The organism is Arthrobacter sp. D1-29, from assembly GCF_054130585.1.
This window is the reverse complement of the sequence record NZ_CP096383.1, coordinates 4,203,557-4,221,505: the sequence shown is the minus strand read 5'-3', so window position 1 is coordinate 4,221,505 and position 17,949 is coordinate 4,203,557. Positions and strand designations below refer to the sequence as shown.

Here is a 17,949-nt window from a genome sequence, read left to right as displayed (position 1 = left end):
GGAGAGCGCTTGCCCGGCAGATACCCGCAACCACTCACGGAAGGCAGACAATGACGTTTTCAATAGGCGTAGTAGGCGTGGGCCAGTTTGGTGGTCAATTCGCCCACCTGTTCCATCTCCACCCCGGAGTCAGCGCCGTGTACGTGGTGGATGAGGTTCCGGAGCGTGCGGCCGAGGCTGCAGACCGCCTGCACCTTGCAGGGGTCAAGGCGGATTTCGACGAACTCCTTGCCTCCGACGTCGATGCCGTGGCCATCTTCACGCAGCGCTGGACCCACGGCCCGCTGGTGGAGCAGGCGCTCCGCGCCGGCAAGCACGTCTACTCAGCCGTCCCGATGGCCATCTCCGAGGACGAAATCGCCCGCATCATCGACGCCGTCAGGGACACAGGGCTGGTCTACATGATGGGGGAGACCAGCTACTACAACCCCGCCACCGTCTACGCCCGCAAGCAGCTTGCCGCCGGGAAGTTCGGCCGCATCTTCTACAGCGAAGGCGACTACGTCCATGACATGGACCTTGGATTCTACGACGCCTACCAGTACAGCGGAGGCGAACGGTGGAAGGAAACCGCCAGCTACCCTCCCATGCTGTACCCCACCCATGCTGTAGGGGGAGTGCTGGGTGCCATCCCCGCGCATGCTGTCAGTGTGAGCTGTGTAGGAGTCAAGGATGACCGCAATGATGGCGTTTTCGACAAGGACGTCAGCATGTTCGGCAATGACTTTTCCAATGCCACGGCCCTCTTTGAACTCAACGACGGCGGCGTCATGAGGACCAATGAGATGCGTCGAGTGGGTTACCCGTCCCATATCAGGGAGTCCCGGTTCCGGTTCTTCGGCACGGACGCCAGCTTTGAACAGCTGGCAAAGGTCACGGTGTGGCAGGACAAGGAAAACGTCCACGACATTTCCGAGCAGCTGGAAACCCGGGCCAGCATGTCCCTGGACGACCCGTCGCTTGCCAACGTTGCAGTGGAGCTGAGGGACGCCTTCGTTTCGGGGCTCTCGCCCGTCCATGACGCCGAACGGCTTCCGCAGGAGTTCCGCGGCGCCCCGAACGGCCACGAGGGCAGCCACCATTTCCTGGTGGACGACTTCGTGACCGCCGTCAATAGCCGCACCCTGCCACCGGTGAACGCCTGGGTTGCCGCGCGGTTCACGCTGCCCGGCATCGTGGCGCACCAGTCAGCGCAGCGCAACGGGGAGCGGCTGCCCATCCGCGACTTCGGCGACGCCCCCGGAATCTGACAGTTAGCATGAAGTCCATGACCACTCCAGCAGTGCAGGCTCCCCGCGGACCAGTGACGCGCAAGGATGTTGCCCGGTATGCGGGCGTCAGCACCGCCGTCGTCAGCTATGTGGTCAATGGCGGGCCCAAGAAGGTGGCGCCCGCCACCGAAGCGAAGGTCCAGGACGCCATCCGCGTCCTGGGCTACCGGCCCAACGCAGCGGCCCGTGCGCTCAAGCTGGGCTCCAGTGAGACGCTGGGGCTCATCGTCCCGGACAACTCGAACCCCTTCTTTTCCCTTTTTGCCCACGCCGTCGAGGACGCGGCCGCTGCCTTGGGCTACGCCCTGGTGCTGAGCAACTCGGACGGAAACCTGGCCAAGGAGCGGCGCAATATCCGCAACCTCGCTGCGCGGCAGGTGGACGGAGTGCTGCTGGCCAGTGTCCTCTTCGAGCCTGACCTGGAGGTCCTGGAAACGGCGGACATCCCGTCGGTGCTGCTGAACCAGGAGAGGGACGCCCCCGGCTTTAACAGCATCGGTGTGGACCTTGCCGCCGGCGCCCGGATCGCCGTAGAGCACCTGATTGGACATGGCCATACCAATATCGGCCTGGCGATGGGAACCAACGTTTCGGGCACCACGGACGGCCGCGAAGTGGGCTGGCGGGAAGCTTTGCAGGAGGCAGGGCTGCCCGAAGGGCCCATCGTCTACAGCTCATTCACCCGGCCCGGCGGATATGTTGCCGGGCAGCGCCTCCTGGCGTCCGTCAACCGGCCAACGGCGATCTTCGCCACCTCTGACATGCAGGGGATCGGCCTGTTGCGGGCCGTCCATGAGGCAGGCCTGGCCGTTCCCGATGAGATCGCGGTGGCGTCCTTTGACGGCTCCGTTGAGGCCGAGTATTCATGGCCGCCGCTGACCACTGTTGAGCAGCCCGTGGCCGAGATGGCAGAGGCCGCCGTGGCTGCCCTGGTGGGCGCCCGCCGGGGCGACAAGCCCATGCACCGGATTTTCGACACCCGGCTCCACGTCAGGCAGTCCTGCGGCTGCCCCTAGGCTGAGGCGATCCGCACTTTGCCGATTCGCTCGCCAAGGATCCGTTGGGCGTCCATGCCCAGTCCGGAGTCGGTGACGATCTCGTCAGCCTCATTCAAACCGGCAATGGTGCTGATCCCCAGCAGCCCCCACTTGGTGTGGTCCGCAAGGACAACCACCTTCCGGGCCGCGGCCACAAAGGCGCGGTCCGTTTCGGCCTCCAGCAGGTTTGGAGTGGTGAAACCCGCCTCCGCGTCCATGCCGTGCACGCCGAGGAACAGGACATCCAGGTGCAGTTGCTTCAGCGCGGCTGTCGCGATGGGTCCCACAAGTGCATCCGACGGCGTTCGCTCGCCGCCGATCAGGATCACGGTGGAGCCGAAGCGGGCTGTTCCGGCCGAGGCACCGTGATGGAACAGATCGGCAATCCGCATCGAGTTGGTCACCACGGTGATCCGCGGACCGTTGACCAGTTCCTGCGCCAGCGCCCAGGTAGTGGTTCCTGCGCTGAGCCCAATAGCCATGCCTTCCTGGACCAGGGCGGCCGCCTCCTGCGCTATGGCCCTTTTCTCTGCTGTCAGCTGGGTGGACTTGAGTTCGAAGCCCGGCTCGTGAGTGCTGGGATCACCTGGAAGCTTGGCACCGCCGTGGATGCGTTCCAGCCGGCCGCTTTCTTCCAGCAGCTCAATGTCCCGCCGCACAGTCATGAGGGAAACGCCCAGCTGCTGCGCCAAGTCGGACACGCGCACGACCCGCTCGCGCTGGACCGTGTCCACAATAGCCTGGTGACGTGCAGCGGGGAGCATCTGGGGCGGATCCTTAGGACGGGGACAGGGCTGGTCCCAGTCTAGGGTTCAGTCCGCTGACGAGTGGGAGTCATCCTCGGCGTGCTGCTCGTTCCGTCCCCGCCGTCCCCCTAGCCTCGCAAGCTCGGCCAGGGAACCCTAACGGCGTAGGCCCCGCTGAGGAGGCTGCCGGATAACTCCCACTCATCAGCTCGTCACGGTTGTGGGACCCATCCCTTGCCTCCGAGGAGCCGCACCTTTGCTGCCCCTCCCCTTTAATTTTATTTTCTTAGGGAGGCGGCGATCTGCTGCATCACTGTGTTGTCCGACAGGGTGGTGGCGTCGCCTACTTCGCGGCCCTCCGCTACGTCTTTGAGGAGGCGCCGCATGATTTTGCCGGAGCGGGTCTTGGGCAGTTCGGGGACCACGAGGATGGTTTTGGGTTTGGCGATGGGGCCGATTTCCTTGCCCACGTGGTTGCGGAGTTCCTGCACGATCGTGTCGCCGGAGTCCACCGCGTCACCGCGCAGGATGACAAACGCGACGACGGCCTGGCCGGTGGTTTCGTCCGCGGCCCCCACGACGGCTGCCTCGGCCACGGAGGGGTGGGAGACCAGTGCTGATTCGATTTCGGTGGTGGAGAGCCGGTGGCCGGACACGTTCATCACGTCATCCACCCGGCCCAAGAGCCAGATGTCGCCGTCGTCGTCCTTTTTGGCTCCGTCGCCGGCGAAGTACATGTTTTCAAAGCGTGACCAGTAGGTGTCCTTGAAGCGTTGCGGGTCGCCCCAGATGCCGCGGAGCATGGCCGGCCAGGGTTCGCGAATGACCAGGAATCCGCCGTGGCCGTTGGGGACTGATTCGCCCTGTTCGTCCACAACGTCCACGGCGATGCCGGGCAGCGGTGTTTGCGCTGAGCCTGGCTTGGTGGCGGTGACGCCGGGCAGCGGGGCGATCATTTGCGCGCCGGTCTCGGTCTGCCACCACGTGTCCACGATCGGGGCCGGGTGGTCCTTGCGCTCGCCGTTCTTGCCGGCGTTTGCGCCGATGACCTCGCGGTACCACATCCACGCCTCGGGGTTGATGGATTCGCCCACCGAGCCCAGCACGCGGATGGAGGACAGATCGTACCTGTCCGGGATCTCCCGGCCCCATTTCATGAAGGTGCGGATGGCAGTGGGTGCGGTGTACAGGATGGAGACCTTGTACTTCTCCACGATCTCCCACCACCGGCCCTGGTGCGGGGAATCGGGGGTGCCTTCATATATGACCTGGGTGGCACCGTTGATGAGGGGTGCGTAAGCGACGTAGGAGTGGCCGGTGACCCAGCCGACGTCGGCCGTGCACCAGTACACGTCGGTGGCCGGGTGCAGGTCGAAGACTGCCTTGTGGGTGTAGGCGGTCTGGGTGAGGTACCCGCCGGTGGTGTGCAGGATGCCCTTGGGCTTGCCCGTGGTGCCGGAGGTGTAGAGGATGAACAGCGGATGTTCGGAGTCATGGCCGACGGCGGTGTGCCGGGTTGAGGCGCCGTCAACGGTATCGGACCACCAGTGGTCCCGGCCCTCGTGCCAGTCCACGTCCTGGCCGTTGCGTTTGACCACCACCACGTTCTGCACGCTGTGGCCATCGGCGGACAGGGCCTGGTCCACCGCGGGCTTCAGTGCGCTGGGCTTGCCGCGGCGGTACGTGCCGTCGGCCGTGACCACCAGCTTGGCTTCGGCGTCCTCGATCCGGGACCGCAGGGCGTCGGCGGAGAAACCTCCGAATACCACCGAATGCACCGCGCCGATCCGGGCGCAGGCCAGGAGCGTGATGACAGCCTCAGGGATCATCGGCAGGTACACCGCCACGCGGTCACCCTTGGAAACACCGAGGGACTCAAAAGCGTTGGCGGCTTTTTTGACCTCGTCGGTGAGCTGGGCGTACGTGTACGTGCGGGTGTCGCCGGGTTCGCCCTCGAAATAGATGGCCACCCGGTCCCCCAGGCCGTTCTCCACGTGCCGGTCCAGCGCGTTGTACGCGGCGTTGACCTCCCCTCCCACGAACCACTTCGCGAACGGCGGGTTGGACCAGTCCAGGGCCTGGCTGAAGTCTTTGTTCCAGGTGAGCAGCTCGCGTGCCTTTTTGGCCCAAAAAGCCGGCCGGTCGGCGTCGGCCTCTGCATAATCCGCAGCCGTGACAACGGCGTCAGCAGCGAATTCCGGAGTAGGCGGGAAGGCCCGTGTCTCATGCAGCAGGTTTTCAAAGGCATCACCCGGCTGGTCTCTGTGCTGGCTGCCCGGCTGACTTTCCTGCTGACTTTCCTGAGGTGCGGCGTCGGCTGCGGTAACCGTGGTGCTGGGGTTGTCCTGGGACATGGTGAACCTCATCATTCATCGATCCTTGCTGCGCGGCCTGCCGTCACCGGCCCGCTGCGGCGCCACATGCACGACGGCGGGCAGCGGCTGATCACGGGCATTCCGCAAAGAGCTGTTCCTCGATCAACACTAATGCTTGATTCCCCAGCCGTGTGGGCGCTGTCACACAGGCGCCCGTGAGCGGCGTTTATTAAGCGGTGAATGGTCACCCAACGCTCCTGCTGATGGCGCCGCTCCGGCCGCTCGGCTAGTGATCGGCCATGCGGTTGACTAGGCTGAAACTGAATTGTGACTTTCCACGGAGTCGTCCGGACGGGCACACCACGTGCCTTCATCCGGCCGGTGCCGCTGTTTCAGACGGCACAGTTTGGGTCGAAACCGTCCCGGGCGCCGCCACGCTAAGGAGAACAAATGAACCAGCAGAGCTTCGGCCAGAAACTTGGCCAGAAACTTGGCCGCTCAACAGGGGCCGGGCCTGGTGGCTCGTCCGCGGGCGGCGCGGGAACAGGGACCGACGGCGGGCCAGGAGCCAGTGGTCCGCGGAACACCGCCAAACCCGGCACCACCAACCAGGCAGTCCTGGGGCCGTTCACGGTTCGCGATCTGGCGGTCTTTGCCGCCACCCTCATTCTCTTCGTCGCCTCGCTGCTGCCAATTTTTGGCGGCCGGTTTAACCTCTGGAACGCCGGCAGCCTGTTTTTCCTTGGCCTGGGAATGGTCCTGCCGCTCATCGTGAGCGCACTTTTTGCCGCCCGCAGGCTGGCACCCGCCACACGGATCCGGATCGGTTCGCTGTCCGTTGACCAGTTCGCGTCCGTGGTGGCCTCCTTCGCCCTGGCGTTCTTCTTCCTGACGGTGGCAAGCGCCTACGCCCACAGTCTGCTGGTGGGACTCATCGGCTCCGTGGTCCTGTTTGCCGCTACCGTGCTGGCCCGGTTCATTCCGTATTTTGCCGGCGACTTCCTGGACCGTAAGGAATCACCTGCCCACGTGCTGGCCCGGGAATCAGCCGTTCCGCTGCCGAGGCCGCACACGCCGAAGGCTCCCAAGCCCACCGCGGCTGCCCAGCATGAAGCTATTAATCCGCACGCAACGCCTCACGCCCGCGGAACTGCAGCCCCGCAGGGAGCGACTGTCCCGCACGGTGCTGCCGCCGGAAGCGCTGCGTCGCAGGTCGGAGCATCTGCCGCTCATGGCGGATCATCGGCGGTACCAACGCCGGGCACAGCTCCAACGGGGGCGGTGCCGGCTGCTGCCGGATCCGGAACGGTCCCCGCCGCGGCTGGGGCAGGAAGTGCGGCCGCAGTCTCCTCAGCAGCCGAAATGACCGAGTGGTCAGTGGCAGGTGACCACACCCCCGCAACCCAGGCAGCCGACGTCGTACCTCCGGCTGGCCGGACGTCCGCCGCGGAGGAAACCCAGGCAGCCAGCCTTCCGACGGCGGCTGCCGGCGCCGCAACAACAGGTGGAGCCCTTGCTGGTGCCGGAGCGTCCGGTGCCGCAGCGTCTGGCACTGCGGCTTCGGGCAATTCAGCACCAGGAGACGCCGGATCGTCGGCAGCCTGGGAGCCTGCCCCCGCAACCGTGGTGCATCAGCAGGTCCGGAGCCAGGAGCCCATTGGAGCCACAGTTGATCCGGCAAGCCGTGCGGACGAGTCGGACGAAGCCCCGGTCCACGAGGCCTTCTGGTTCGCCGTAGCGCAGCACCGAACTGCGTTTCACCCACAAACCGGCGCCCCCGCCTTTGTGATCGAACCGGGAGGCTGGGTACTGGCACTGGAGGACCGCGGACACGAGTTCCTGGTTCAGCACACTGACGGGCGTCTTGGTGTGCTGCGCGACCTCAGCAACATCGAGCGCGGGTAGCAGGTACCGTGCCGGCTTCCCGTAGTCCCAAGGAGGCTGCGGCCGCTGCAGCGGCCGCGGCCTCCGGCGCTGTCGCCGGTGCGGCCGTGGCCGGTGCAGTGGTGGCGGGTGCAGCGGCAGCCGGCGCACTTTCCGGCGCAGCGGCGGCGGGTCCACGGGTCTCATCGGAGTCCTTGCTTGCCCTCAAGCGCAGGGCACGCCGGATCAACAGGGTGCTGGCAGAGAAGTACCCCTACGCCCACGCAGAGCTTGATTTCCGGAGCCCGCTGGAACTGCTGGTTGCCACGGTTCTGTCGGCGCAGACTACAGACGTCACCGTCAATCAGATCACTCCGCTGCTCTTTGCGCGGTACCCGGATGCGCGCAGCCTTGCCGAGGCTGACCCGGCAGACCTGGAAGCGATCATCAAACCGACAGGCTTTTTCCGGGCCAAAACCCGGAATCTGATTGCCTTGGCCACCCGTCTTGTGGACGACTACGACGGCGTGGTGCCGGGACGGCTTGAGGACCTGGTCACTTTGCCTGGCGTGGGACGCAAGACAGCCAACGTGGTCCTGGGCAACGCCTTTGGAATTCCCGGAATCACCGTGGACACCCATTTCGGCCGCCTGGCCCGCCGCTTTGGCTGGACCCAGTCTGAGGATCCTGTCCAGATCGAATTCGACGTTGCCGAGCTTTTTGAGCCAAAGGATTGGACCATGCTCTCCCACCGCGTGGTGTTCCACGGACGGCGGGTGTGCCATTCACGGAAACCGGCATGCGGTGCGTGTCCTGTGGCCAACTGGTGTCCCAGCTACGGGCTTGGGGAAACAGATCCTGCCAAGGCCGCCAAGCTGCTGAAATACGAACTCGCCCCCGGCAGCGAGCCGCTCCTGGAAAAGCTGCTCGCAGAAACGCACAGGGCCGCCGAGATCCGGATGGAATCCCAGAAGAGAAATCCGTGAGCGCCCGGCAGGACCTCATGGACCTGGTGCGAAGGACCGAATCCGGGACCGCACCCGCACCCAACGCGCTCTGGGCCACCCTCACCGTGGATGAAAGCATTGCCCGCAGGGCCGCGGTCCTGATGCTGTTCGGCGTGCTGGACAACGTCCCCGCTTCCTCAGGGAAATCCCTGGCGCCCGCGGACCTGGACATCCTGCTGCTGGAACGAGCGCACACCCTGGATTCCCATCCCGGCCAGGTAGCGTTTCCGGGCGGCACCATTGACCCCAACGAATCCCCGGTGGCTGCCGCCCTGCGTGAGGCGGAAGAGGAAACCGGGCTGGATGTCACGGGAGTTGAAGTCCTGGGCACCCTCCAGGAGCTGGGGCTGGCCCGGAGCAATTTCCTGGTCACACCCGTGCTGGGCTGGTGGGCTTCGCCGTCGCAGGTTCGGGTGGTGGACTATGCCGAGTCCGCACAGGTGTTCCGGATTCCGGTCCGCGACCTGCTGGACCCGGACAACCGTGTAATGTCCACCGTCAGCCGGGGCGGCCGGACCTTTAACAGCCCGGCCTTCACGGTGAACGGTGTCCTGGTGTGGGGCTTTACCGGGATGGTGCTGACGGGACTCTTCGAGCAGTTGGGATGGGCGGTCCCGTGGGACCGCACCCGCCTGCACGTGATAGACATCTAACCCGGTCAGGGCACTCTTTCAGGGGCCCACCTTCACGCCCCACGCCCAAAACTGCTTCCCGTATGACGATGTCTGGTACGACAATGCCGCTACGACTGCGTCTGCTGCCGGAGATCAACCACTATTCCGGTAGCAGCGTTTTCGCGCATTGCCTTGATGCCCTCAAGCAGTGCGCTGACATGTTTAAAGTTCGGCGAAACCGCCACAACGTTCCCCTCCGCGTCTGTAAGCCGGAGCCTGTAGGACTCGTCGCCAACACGGTGAATTTCGAACCTGCCCGCCATAAGCCGGACCTCCCCTGGGTATGCTTCTTTGCAATGCCGGTGGACCGTGCTGCTACAGTCACGCATCCGACTGTAACGTGATCCCCGGCACAGAGGATAGCTACTGCCGGGTACATTTCTGCGCACGTCGTTGGTGGTCCCGGCATCAGGCATGACTGGAGCCCGCAAGGAAAATCGGCTATGGCAGGGCGCTCTCAGTACGTCGGACGGTCATCACGATGGCGGGTGACGGAACCGGGTCAAGGGCAACCAGTCGGAAAAACTCCGTTTCGGCGGAGACCGCGTGCAGGAACTCCAGCCGCGCCAGTGGTGCTGCGTCCTGCGGATCAACGTCAAGGACGCCCACAGAGACGCCTACAGAAAGGCCGCCTGCAGAATGGGCCCGTGCAGCATCAGCCAGCAAGGCGCCGGCCACAATGGCATCATGCTGTTCGCCCAGGAGCCGCTGCAGGGCCGTGGCAGGGCGAACGATGGCCAGGGCAGGTTCCCCAAATGACGCGGTTACCGCCTCGGCCGAATAGCGAAGTCCCTTAATCGCTTTACGGACGTTGTGCAGGTGGAGGTGGTGCTCGTCCAAGGGCAACGGTTCCCGCGCCTTCGCCATCAGGATACCGAGCCGTTCCCAGCGGTTCTGCAGCGCTGCTGTGACCTCCATCCTGCCGGTGTGGCCCCAACCTGCTGCGAGAATGCCCCGCACCCTGGCCAAAGCCGGGCCTGCAGCCGTCTGCTCCAGCGACGCCGCCCGTTCCACCGCCCGGGCACGGAGGCCTTCAACCAGCTTCCACAGGCTCTCCTCACGGTGCCACGGACCGTCGGCATTCAGCACCAAGGACATCCGCTGGGCCTGGACCTCAGCGTCACGTGATTCGCCCAGCCCGCGGGCCAGCGTCTTCAGCATGCCGACGTCGTCCGCCGGGAAATCGGGCAGAAGGAACCTGTTGCACGTGGCCACCGAGCGGAAGCGGCGTACCGCAACCCTCGCGTTATGGACGGCTTCCGGATCTCCGGCGCCGGCGAGGGGGAGATCGCCTTCCAGCACATTCAGTTGGTCCAGCAGGTAGCCGGCCAGCGCCGTATGCGGCCGGATTCCGCTTTGGTGCTGGATGCCGGAAGATCGCCCGGAGCCGGCCTGCTGCTCCTGAACACCGCTCATGTGGCCAGTTTCCCTTGCGCATGGCCGCAGCCACAAGAGCAGGGGCTGTCAGCCGGTGCGTCTACTTGGCGTTGTCGTATGAATCGACCACGGCCACACTGACCGGAAATTCGACGGGAATGCGGCCGAACAGCAGCTCTTTGGCTGCCCCGGCGGCTTCCTCGATGGCACGGATACATGCCTGCACGCCGGCCTCCGGAGCGTGCACCATCACTTCGTCGTGCAGGAAAAACACCAGTTCCGCCTGAAAGGAGTCTTCCGCGCGCATGGTGCGCAACCGCCGTCGTAATTCCGCCAGCCAGCATGCCGCCCAGTCAGCCGCCGAACCCTGCACCACAAAGTTGCGGGTAAAACGGCCGCGGGAACGGGCGATTGAGTCGGCCCGGCGTTGCTCCTCCGCGGTGGAGGTCCGCTGGCTTTGGAGCCAGCCCTCCGATGGCGGAGGGCTGCTGCGGCCCAGCCGGGTAGTAACGGCGCCGCCCTGCTCGCCGTCGCGCGCTGCCTGCTCCACAAAGCCCACGGCGCGGGGGTAAGTACGGGCGAGCTGCGGCATCAGGCGGCCGGATTCGCCGGTAGTGGCACCGTAAATGGCGCCAAGCAGGGCAATCTTTGCCTTCGCACGGTCACCGCCGAACCCCTGCGCCGCAATACCCGCATAGAGGTCCTTGTCCCTTGCGGCCTCCGCCATTTTGGAGTCCTGCGCGAGGGCCACCAGGACCCGGGGTTCCAGCTGCGAAGCATCCGCGACAATAAGTTTGTAGCCGGGATCCGCATGCACGGCGCCGCGGATCTGGCGCGGAATCTGCAGGGCACCGCCGCCGCGGGAGGCCCACCGGCCGGACACTACTCCGCCCACCACGTATTCGGGCTGGAACCGGCCGTTCTTAACCCACGCGTCCAGCCACGCCCAGCCGTTGGCGGTGTGCAGGCGGGAGAGTTTCTTGTAGGCCAGCAGCGGTTCGATGGCAGGGTGGCTGGATTCCTGGAGCTCCCACTTTCGGGTGCTCTTTACCTCAATGCCGTTGCGGTGCAGGGCGCGCATCAGCTCCTGCGGGGAGTCAGGATTCAGCCCGGGCGAACTGAGCAGGCCGCGCAACTCAGTATTAAGCGCCTCAAGCTTCGCCGGCCGGTGGCCCAGCGGCGGGCGGGGCCCGAGGTGGTCCGCCAGGATTTGCCCGTGCAGGTCCTCCCGCCACGGAACTCCTGTATGCTGCATTTCCGCTGCGATCATCGCCCCGGCAGATTCAGCCGCGAGGAGCAGCTGAAGGCGCTTCTGCTGATTGTCGGCGCCGCTGGCCGAGGCCAGGGCTGACTGCTGGGCAGCGTATTCGGCGCGCAGTTCGTTCAGCGTAGGCTGCGATAGTGCACCCCGGGCCAGATCCTCAAAGAGCGCACCCTGCTCGGCGGGCGGTGGCGGCGGCTGGAGGGCACGCGGCGGCTGCTGCGGATCGTCAAGCGTGATCATTTCGGCCTTCCGGGCGTATTCGGTGTGCGCCGTGAACTGGGAGTAGGCCAGGATGTTGCCGCACAGCGTCAGGTCATAGCACCGGTCAACTTCCACCCCGGACGCCAGGAGAGCCGGATACCAGTCCTGTGTCCGGTGCCAGATCCAGCGGGGTGGAGGCGCTCCGTGCGCCTGTTCCCGCTGGCGTACGACGGCGGGGAGACCGGCCGCGCTGACCACGCACGGTTCCGGGTTGTCCGGGTGGGGATCGCCCGCCTGGGTGACTTCCTGCAGCACTGCGCCATCGGCGTGGGCGGCGAGCAGCAAGTACATGGTTCTCATTCTGCCCTGTGGGAAAGGCCTGATTGACCGCCCCTCCACAGCCGGCCATTCCGGAGTGTTGTCCACATAGATCACTGCGCCCCTTTAGCGGGTTCCGCGGGCAGCGGGAGAGTGGTCCCATGAGCAGGCATCAGCTACCGTCGTCCACCTTTGAACAGGGCGCCCCATCAGGTCCGGCACGCCGCAGCTCCCCTGCGGGCAACCGCTCACAGGCCACCGGAATGACCCTGGCGCGGGGGCCGGATCCTGCCGGGGCAGCATGGCTGCCGGATGACTCTGCAGAGGTTCTGCTGGTCACAGGCTTCAACGTTCTCCGGGGTGAGGTGGAACGGATTGTTGCCGCCGCCGGAGGACAGCTTCGTGTGGTGCCTGACGTGGCCGATGCCGCCAAATACTGGGATTCAGCAGCAGCGGTGCTGGTGGGAAGTGACGTCCGTGAGTTGCCACCCCGGCGGCGGGCGCCGGCGGTCCTGGTGGGACTCAACGGAGAAGGTGACAGCCTCTGGCATCTGGCCGCTGCCCTCGGGGCTGAAAGGGTAGCGGTGCTGCCGGACGCCGCAGCCTGGCTGGCGGAATATCTGAGCAGGTCGCGCTCACCCGAGCCCGGCGGCCTGGTGCTCGGCGTTACGGGCGGTTGCGGTGGGGCAGGTGCCACTACGTCTGCCATCTGGATCGCGCAGGCGGCGGCGGGGCTGGGTGCGCGCGTACTGCTGGTGGACGGCGATCCCTGGGGCGGCGGGCTGGAACTTGCCCTCGCTGCCGAAGAGACGCCGGGCCTGCGCTGGCCGGATCTCTCCGAGGCCAGCGGCAGCATCGATCCTGAACAGCTTTCTGATTCCCTTCCCGTCGCCGGAGGTTTTTCCTTCCTGTCCTGGCCGGGCAGCCGGGACCGGCCCACTCCAGTGGACGGTCCCACCACGGCAGGTGTCATGGATGCGGCACGGCGTGGGTACGAGCTGGTGGTCGTGGACATAGGGCGCGGCTCCGAACAGCTGCAGACCTTCGCCTGGGACTGCGACCGCATCCTGGTGGTGGTTCCTGCACTGCTGAAAGCTGCGGTCGCTTCAGCCCGGCTGTTGCAGGAGCTTCCGCCCGTTGAAACTGCACTCCTCATCAGGGGCAAAACAGGAGCGGCCCTGGACGGTGCCATGATTGCGGACGCCGTGGGGCTGCCGGTGCACGGAAGAGTCCCGGAGATCCGTGGCGTGGGTGCCGCGTCAGAGAACGGACGGCTCCTCGAGTTGGGCAAACGGCGCGGCGTCAGGCACTTTGCCGCTTCGGTTCTGGACCTGCTTGAGGGCGAGCTCCCGATGGGTGAACTCCTGTGAGCGGCCGTCCGCCCCTTTCACCAGGCACCGCAGGCTCTGCAGCAGGGATCCGGCGCCGGCAGTCCAGGGCCCAGGATCCATGGGCACTGGATTCGGCGCTGCTGGAGACCGTCCGGGAATCGGTGATGGCCGACGCCGGACCGGTCACCCCTTCCCGGGTGGCCGCGGCGGTCCAGGCCACCGGCAAGCTGTTGGGGACTGCCGGTTCCCTTGCCGCGATGGAACGCATCAGTGCTGAACTCAACGGGCTGGGCCCCCTTCAGGAGCTGACCAGGGACGTGGCGGTGACAGATATCTTCGTTAACGCCCCGGACTCCGTGTGGGTCGACAGGGGAAAGGGGATTGAGCGGGCCAACGTCTTCTTTGCAGGTGAAAGCCAGTTGCGGGCCCTGGCCTCACGGCTGGTCGCTGCCGGCGGCAGACGGCTTGATGACGGGTCGCCGTGCGTGGATGTCAGGTTGGATGGCGGCTACCGTGTCCACGCTGTGCTGCCGCCCATTTCCACCGCAGGCACCCTGCTCAGTATCCGGATCCGGCGCGAGCAGGTATTCAGCCTTGACGAACTCCGGTCCGGAGGCATGTTCGGCCCTCTTGTCCAGGATGTCCTCGAACGTATTGTGGAGCGCCGGCTGAGCTTCCTCATCAGCGGAGCCACCGGCTCAGGCAAAACAACCCTGCTGTCCACCCTGCTGGGCCTCTGCTCTCCGGGCGAACGGCTGGTGCTGATCGAGGATGCCGCGGAACTGAACCCCGTTCACCCGCATATTGTGTCGCTGGAATCCCGCCACGGGAACCTGGAAGGCGGCGGTGAGGTGGATCTCGGCGAGTTGGTCCGGCAGGCGTTGCGGATGCGGCCGGACAGGCTGGTTGTGGGGGAATGCCGTGGGGCTGAAGTCCGGGAGCTCCTTACCGCCATGAATACCGGCCACACCGGAGGGGGCGGAACCATCCACGCCAACACTGCCACCGCAGTCCCGGCCCGGCTTGTAGCCCTGGGGGCATTGGCCGGGCTGGGGGAGGACGCCGTCAGGCTTCAGGCTGCCAGCGCCCTTGATGTGGTTATCCACGTGAACAGGTCTGCGTCTGGGCGCCGCGTGGCCTGCATCGGGGTGGTGGACAACGGTCCCGACGGCCTGACGGTAGTTCCTGCTTTGGAGGCTGACGTTTTTGAAACTGGAGTGCTGGAGGCTGGTGCAATGGCGAGTGGCACGCTTAAGAGAGGCGCTTGGGGGACTGACCCGCTGGAGACTGGCGTTTGGGAGCCTAGCCCGTCAGAGACCGGTGCGGTGGAGACGGGCGCCAGGGCAACAGACGCTGCGGAAACTGACAGCGGCCAAACCCGTCCCGGTCCGGCGTGGGCGCCGCTCGCCGCACGTCTTGGGCTGCGGCTGGGCCAGGCATCAGGCGGCGGTTTTGTATCCGCCGGCACTTTTCGAACAGTTTCCGGAACGGCAGCATGACCGTGCTGCTGGCCATCGTCCTGGTGGTGGCCGTGTTGCTCCTCCATCGGCCCGGGGTCGTTGTGCGACGGTTCCGGCGCGCTGCGGGCACTGGCAAAGTGGGCAGCTTTGGCTCGGCGGGCTCCAAGTGGGGCGGCCGGGGTGCCCCATCCAGTGACGGATCCCTCCGTGGTCCTTCTGTGGATACTGCCTTCGCCGGTTCCTGGTTCAGCGGTGGTTGGTTCAGTGGTTCTTGGTTCCCCGGCGGTTGGTTCCCGAGTCCCGGGCGTCATGCCGGCAGGGCCGGCGCGGGTGCCGCCGGTGTCTCCATGACCCTGGTAGTGCAGCAGCTCGCCGCGTTACTGAAGGGCGGCCGGACTCCCGCGAGGCTGTGGGAGGAGCTATGGCTGGTCCATGCCGGCGTGCCGGAAGGATCTGCCCGGAGGCCTGAAGGACCTGCATCGACGGAAGCGCCTGGACGGACCGGACAACGGGAGAGGAGCGAACAGTCATGGCGGACAATGAGGCAGGAAGTCGCCATGACTGGGCGGGCCGGCTCTGGCCTGAGCTCGGCTTCAATGGCTATGCTCGGAGCCGCCAGGGCCGCAGCCTTCCGTGGCGCACCGGTGTCCGACGCCCTCAGAATGTCGGCCAGGAACGCCTTCCCGCGTGGAGGCAAAGAGAACCGAACCTGGATCGACCTCGCTGCCTGCCTCGATATTGCCGAGGCGAGCGGGTGTCCCCTGGCTGACGTCCTCTCCCGCTTTGCCAGCCAGCTCGAGGTGGAGGATGACGCCGAGGCCGCCCGGCAGACTGCGCTCGCGGGGCCCAAAGCCACGGTCAGCCTCCTGACGTGGCTCCCGCTGATGGGCCTTGGCCTGGGTATTGCCTTGGGCGTAGATCCTCTTGCCGTCCTGTTAGGCACGCCTCTTGGCCTGGCGGCGCTGGCTGCTGGAGTGGTCCTCACCGTTGCCGGGCGGATCTGGTCTTCGCGGTTGGTCCATGCCGCGGCAGGGGCGGCCGTCCCATGACAGAGAGCTTTTTCCCGGTACTTCCCCTGGTATTCGTCCTGGCCGCCGCCGCGACCCTGGCTTTCGCGGACCACGGCCGGGCCAGGAGGCGGCTGCTCGGCCTTTGCGCTGCACCTGCATCGTCCGCACGCGGGAAGTCGGGGGACCGGTTCCGAAGCCCGGACATGTCTGCGGACCTGGGCCGGGGTGGCGACCTGGAGGGACTGCGTGACACTCCGATGATCCTGGAGCTCGTGGCCGCGATGCTGGACTCGGGGTCAGGAATAGGACGTTCACTGGACCTTGTGGCGTCTGTTGCCTCCAGTGACTACTGCAGATCGCTGCGTCCGGTCGTTTCGGCCCTAGCCATCGGGGCGGACTGGGAGACGGCGTGGCGGAGCTCGGAGGTGCGCCTGCCCGAGATTCTCGAGCTGCGTGACGCGTTGGGTTTCGCAGCACTGACCGGCGCCCCATCCTCGGCCATTCTTTATGCCCAGGCTGCCAGGCTGCGCCGCGAGCGGTACCGGGCCGCGGAGAAACGTGCGGCATCCCTCGGCGTGAAGCTGGTCATTCCCCTCGGACTGTGTTCGCTGCCGGCCTTCATTTGCCTGGGCGTCATTCCGGTGCTGCTGGCACTGGTTCCCTCGGGATCCTGACCCCTTTCCGCTGCACTCTCATCAGGCAAAGGTCAGCACAGCGGCCGTTGACGCCAACAGAATAGGTCAGGTCCTTGCCCTGCCGGGACCACACAGACACCCGCCAGGAGGGACCACCTGGTGGACCGTGAGCTATACAGTCAAGCGAAACGAGGAACTTCGGCATGCTGTTCCCCGCTCTTACCTTGTCCCATCTCATAATTGAGGGCATGGACGACAAAGAGCTGAACAGAGCGCTGAGAGCCTACAGTGAAGCTTGGCGTCGGTACGTCGCTACGCTTGCCGACCCGGCAAGCCCCCGCGTGGAACCGAAACTCCACTCGGCAGTGCAAGCCGCCATCAATAAACTGCGCACTGAAGCGGAGCGCGTCGTGCGTGACCCGGGCGGACCGCTCAGCAACTACAGCGACGCGCTGGCCACCTGGGCTGAGGCCAACCATCCCGAAATCGATTCGTCCGAAATGTCTAGGCATATCACTGAAAAACTAGTCCTGGATCACTTCTGGTAGTCAGACCTAGGTACGGCTCCCTATCAAATCCACTCAGGTGGCTCCTCTGTGCCTCGAAACCATTGGGAAACGAGAAGTCTCAATGAGTGAACAGTCGCCTCAAGTGCACTGTCACGGACTCTGGCGAATCTTGGAATGGGATGGCAACGGCAATTCTCGTAACTACGTCTTGCAACCTGCTGGCAAAATCAAGTGTTCATCGTTAGTTATGAGACATGTCAGCGGCGCAAGCCAGAGCTAAGGGTGCGGCAGCAGTTATGTCATCGGCCGCAGGCCGATGGGGTCGCCGATTGACAGAGCGCAGTGAGGTTTCATATCCCGGGCAGATGCTGCACCTTAGGGTGTCCTCCTTGTGCAGCTCTTCCCCCACACCTGGCTCTCTTCCTCCACAGCCAGCCGCAGCCACCCTGTTTTCCACTTAGGACACGTTCACCCTTACCGCCATTTGCGTGGCCGGGAAGAGTCGAATCCACCGGCAACCAGGCCGGACTGCCGAAAGGAACATCACCATGTCACTTAGCCAAAGCAGCCCTGAAGCGCCCACGCCAGGCGCTCCCACTCCCACACTCCCGCTCGGCCGCAGTGCCAACGAGTCGAAGGCTGTAGCGCGTCCGGGCGTCGGGCAGGCGCCGGCGGCGCAGGGCAATGACAACGTAATCGAGCTGTACCCAGGTGTCAGCCGCCTGCAGCGGCGTCGGCGCGGTATCCGGCTTATGGGTTCGGAGGCAGGAATGGCCACCGCTGAATATGCCATCACCACGTTGGCGGCGGTGGGATTCGCCGGCCTGCTGGTCTTCATTCTCCGCAGTGACGAAGTACGTGGCTTCCTGCTGAACCTCATCCGTACGGCGCTGGCCTTGCCATGACCAGGATGCCCGGTGCTTGCCGCTCG

Annotated in this window: 16 protein-coding genes; 11 read left to right on the top strand and 5 right to left on the bottom strand. The window is 65.5% G+C overall.

All coding sequences use genetic code 11. The features are described from left to right. The first annotated feature begins 50 nt into the window (after positions 1–50). Together M1E17_RS19155 and M1E17_RS19150 are read left to right on the top strand one after the other, a co-directional pair. Positions 51–1,250 (top strand): Gfo/Idh/MocA family protein, encoded by a 1,200-nt coding sequence (locus tag M1E17_RS19155; protein WP_457963504.1) that lies wholly within the window; start codon positions 51–53, stop codon positions 1,248–1,250. A 17-nt stretch (positions 1,251–1,267) separates the two neighbouring features. Next, entirely contained in the window at positions 1,268–2,287 is a 1,020-nt protein-coding gene (locus M1E17_RS19150; RefSeq protein ID WP_457963503.1) for a LacI family DNA-binding transcriptional regulator, read from the top strand. Here the strand turns inward: M1E17_RS19150 and M1E17_RS19145 are convergent. After that, positions 2,284–3,072: a DeoR/GlpR family DNA-binding transcription regulator gene (locus M1E17_RS19145; RefSeq protein WP_457963502.1), complete on the bottom strand. Its 789-nt coding sequence runs from the start codon at positions 3,070–3,072 to the stop codon at positions 2,284–2,286. The two genes, M1E17_RS19150 and M1E17_RS19145, sit on opposite strands and share 4 nt — an antisense overlap. A gap of 260 nt (positions 3,073–3,332) precedes the next feature. Further along, positions 3,333–5,423: an acetate--CoA ligase gene (gene acs, locus M1E17_RS19140; RefSeq protein WP_457963501.1), complete on the bottom strand. Its 2,091-nt coding sequence runs from the start codon at positions 5,421–5,423 to the stop codon at positions 3,333–3,335. A 396-nt stretch (positions 5,424–5,819) separates the two neighbouring features. Between acs and M1E17_RS19135 the strand changes: the two genes are divergently transcribed. The 3 genes from M1E17_RS19135 (at position 5,820) to M1E17_RS19125 (ending at position 8,892) form a co-directional block, all read left to right on the top strand. Then, positions 5,820–7,274, top strand: coding sequence for a hypothetical protein (locus M1E17_RS19135; protein ID WP_457963500.1), 1,455 nt, complete (start codon positions 5,820–5,822; stop codon positions 7,272–7,274). Positions 7,275–7,447: 173 nt separating this feature from the next. After that, the gene (gene nth / locus M1E17_RS19130) at positions 7,448–8,218 is read left to right on the top strand and encodes an endonuclease III (RefSeq protein WP_457967842.1); all 771 of its coding nucleotides are present in this window, start codon (positions 7,448–7,450) and stop codon (positions 8,216–8,218) included. Next, complete coding sequence (locus M1E17_RS19125) at positions 8,215–8,892, top strand: NUDIX hydrolase (protein WP_457963499.1); 678 nt, start codon at positions 8,215–8,217, stop codon at positions 8,890–8,892. The genes nth and M1E17_RS19125 overlap by 4 nt, the downstream gene beginning before the upstream one ends. An 89-nt stretch (positions 8,893–8,981) precedes the next feature. Here M1E17_RS19125 and M1E17_RS19120 read toward each other — a convergent pair whose 3' ends face one another. The 3 genes from M1E17_RS19120 to M1E17_RS19110 all read right to left on the bottom strand — a co-directional run bounded on the left by M1E17_RS19120 (position 8,982) and on the right by M1E17_RS19110 (position 12,106). Next, the gene (locus tag M1E17_RS19120; protein ID WP_457963498.1) at positions 8,982–9,176 is read right to left on the bottom strand and encodes a YegP family protein; all 195 of its coding nucleotides are present in this window, start codon (positions 9,174–9,176) and stop codon (positions 8,982–8,984) included. Positions 9,177–9,354: 178 nt separating this feature from the next. Beyond that, positions 9,355–10,329: a CHAD domain-containing protein gene (locus M1E17_RS19115; protein WP_457963497.1), complete on the bottom strand. Its 975-nt coding sequence runs from the start codon at positions 10,327–10,329 to the stop codon at positions 9,355–9,357. Positions 10,330–10,390: 61 nt separating this feature from the next. Then, entirely contained in the window at positions 10,391–12,106 is a 1,716-nt protein-coding gene (locus M1E17_RS19110) for a bifunctional 3'-5' exonuclease/DNA polymerase (RefSeq protein WP_457963496.1), read from the bottom strand. 230 nt (positions 12,107–12,336) lie between these two features. Between M1E17_RS19110 and ssd the strand changes: the two genes are divergently transcribed. The 6 genes from ssd to M1E17_RS19080 all read left to right on the top strand — a co-directional run bounded on the left by ssd (position 12,337) and on the right by M1E17_RS19080 (position 17,923). Beyond that, positions 12,337–13,443, top strand: a complete 1,107-nt coding sequence (gene ssd, locus M1E17_RS19105) for a septum site-determining protein Ssd (protein ID WP_457967841.1) — start codon at positions 12,337–12,339, stop codon at positions 13,441–13,443. A gap of 47 nt (positions 13,444–13,490) precedes the next feature. Continuing rightward, positions 13,491–14,903, top strand: a complete 1,413-nt coding sequence (locus M1E17_RS19100; RefSeq protein ID WP_457967839.1) for a TadA family conjugal transfer-associated ATPase — start codon at positions 13,491–13,493, stop codon at positions 14,901–14,903. 308 nt (positions 14,904–15,211) lie between these two features. Continuing rightward, positions 15,212–15,913: a type II secretion system F family protein gene (locus M1E17_RS19095; RefSeq protein ID WP_457967838.1), complete on the top strand. Its 702-nt coding sequence runs from the start codon at positions 15,212–15,214 to the stop codon at positions 15,911–15,913. After that, entirely contained in the window at positions 15,910–16,548 is a 639-nt protein-coding gene (locus M1E17_RS19090; RefSeq protein WP_457963495.1) for a type II secretion system F family protein, read from the top strand. Before M1E17_RS19095 ends, M1E17_RS19090 begins: the two co-directional genes overlap by 4 nt. Positions 16,549–16,757: 209 nt before the next feature. Continuing rightward, a complete protein-coding gene (locus M1E17_RS19085; RefSeq protein WP_457963494.1) occupies positions 16,758–17,057 on the top strand; it encodes a hypothetical protein in 300 nt (99 codons plus the stop codon). Between the two features lie 509 nt (positions 17,058–17,566). Then, positions 17,567–17,923 carry a DUF4244 domain-containing protein gene (locus tag M1E17_RS19080; protein WP_457963493.1) on the top strand — a complete coding sequence of 119 codons (357 nt, stop codon included), beginning with the start codon at positions 17,567–17,569 and terminating at the stop codon, positions 17,921–17,923. The last annotated feature ends 26 nt before the right edge of the window (positions 17,924–17,949 follow it).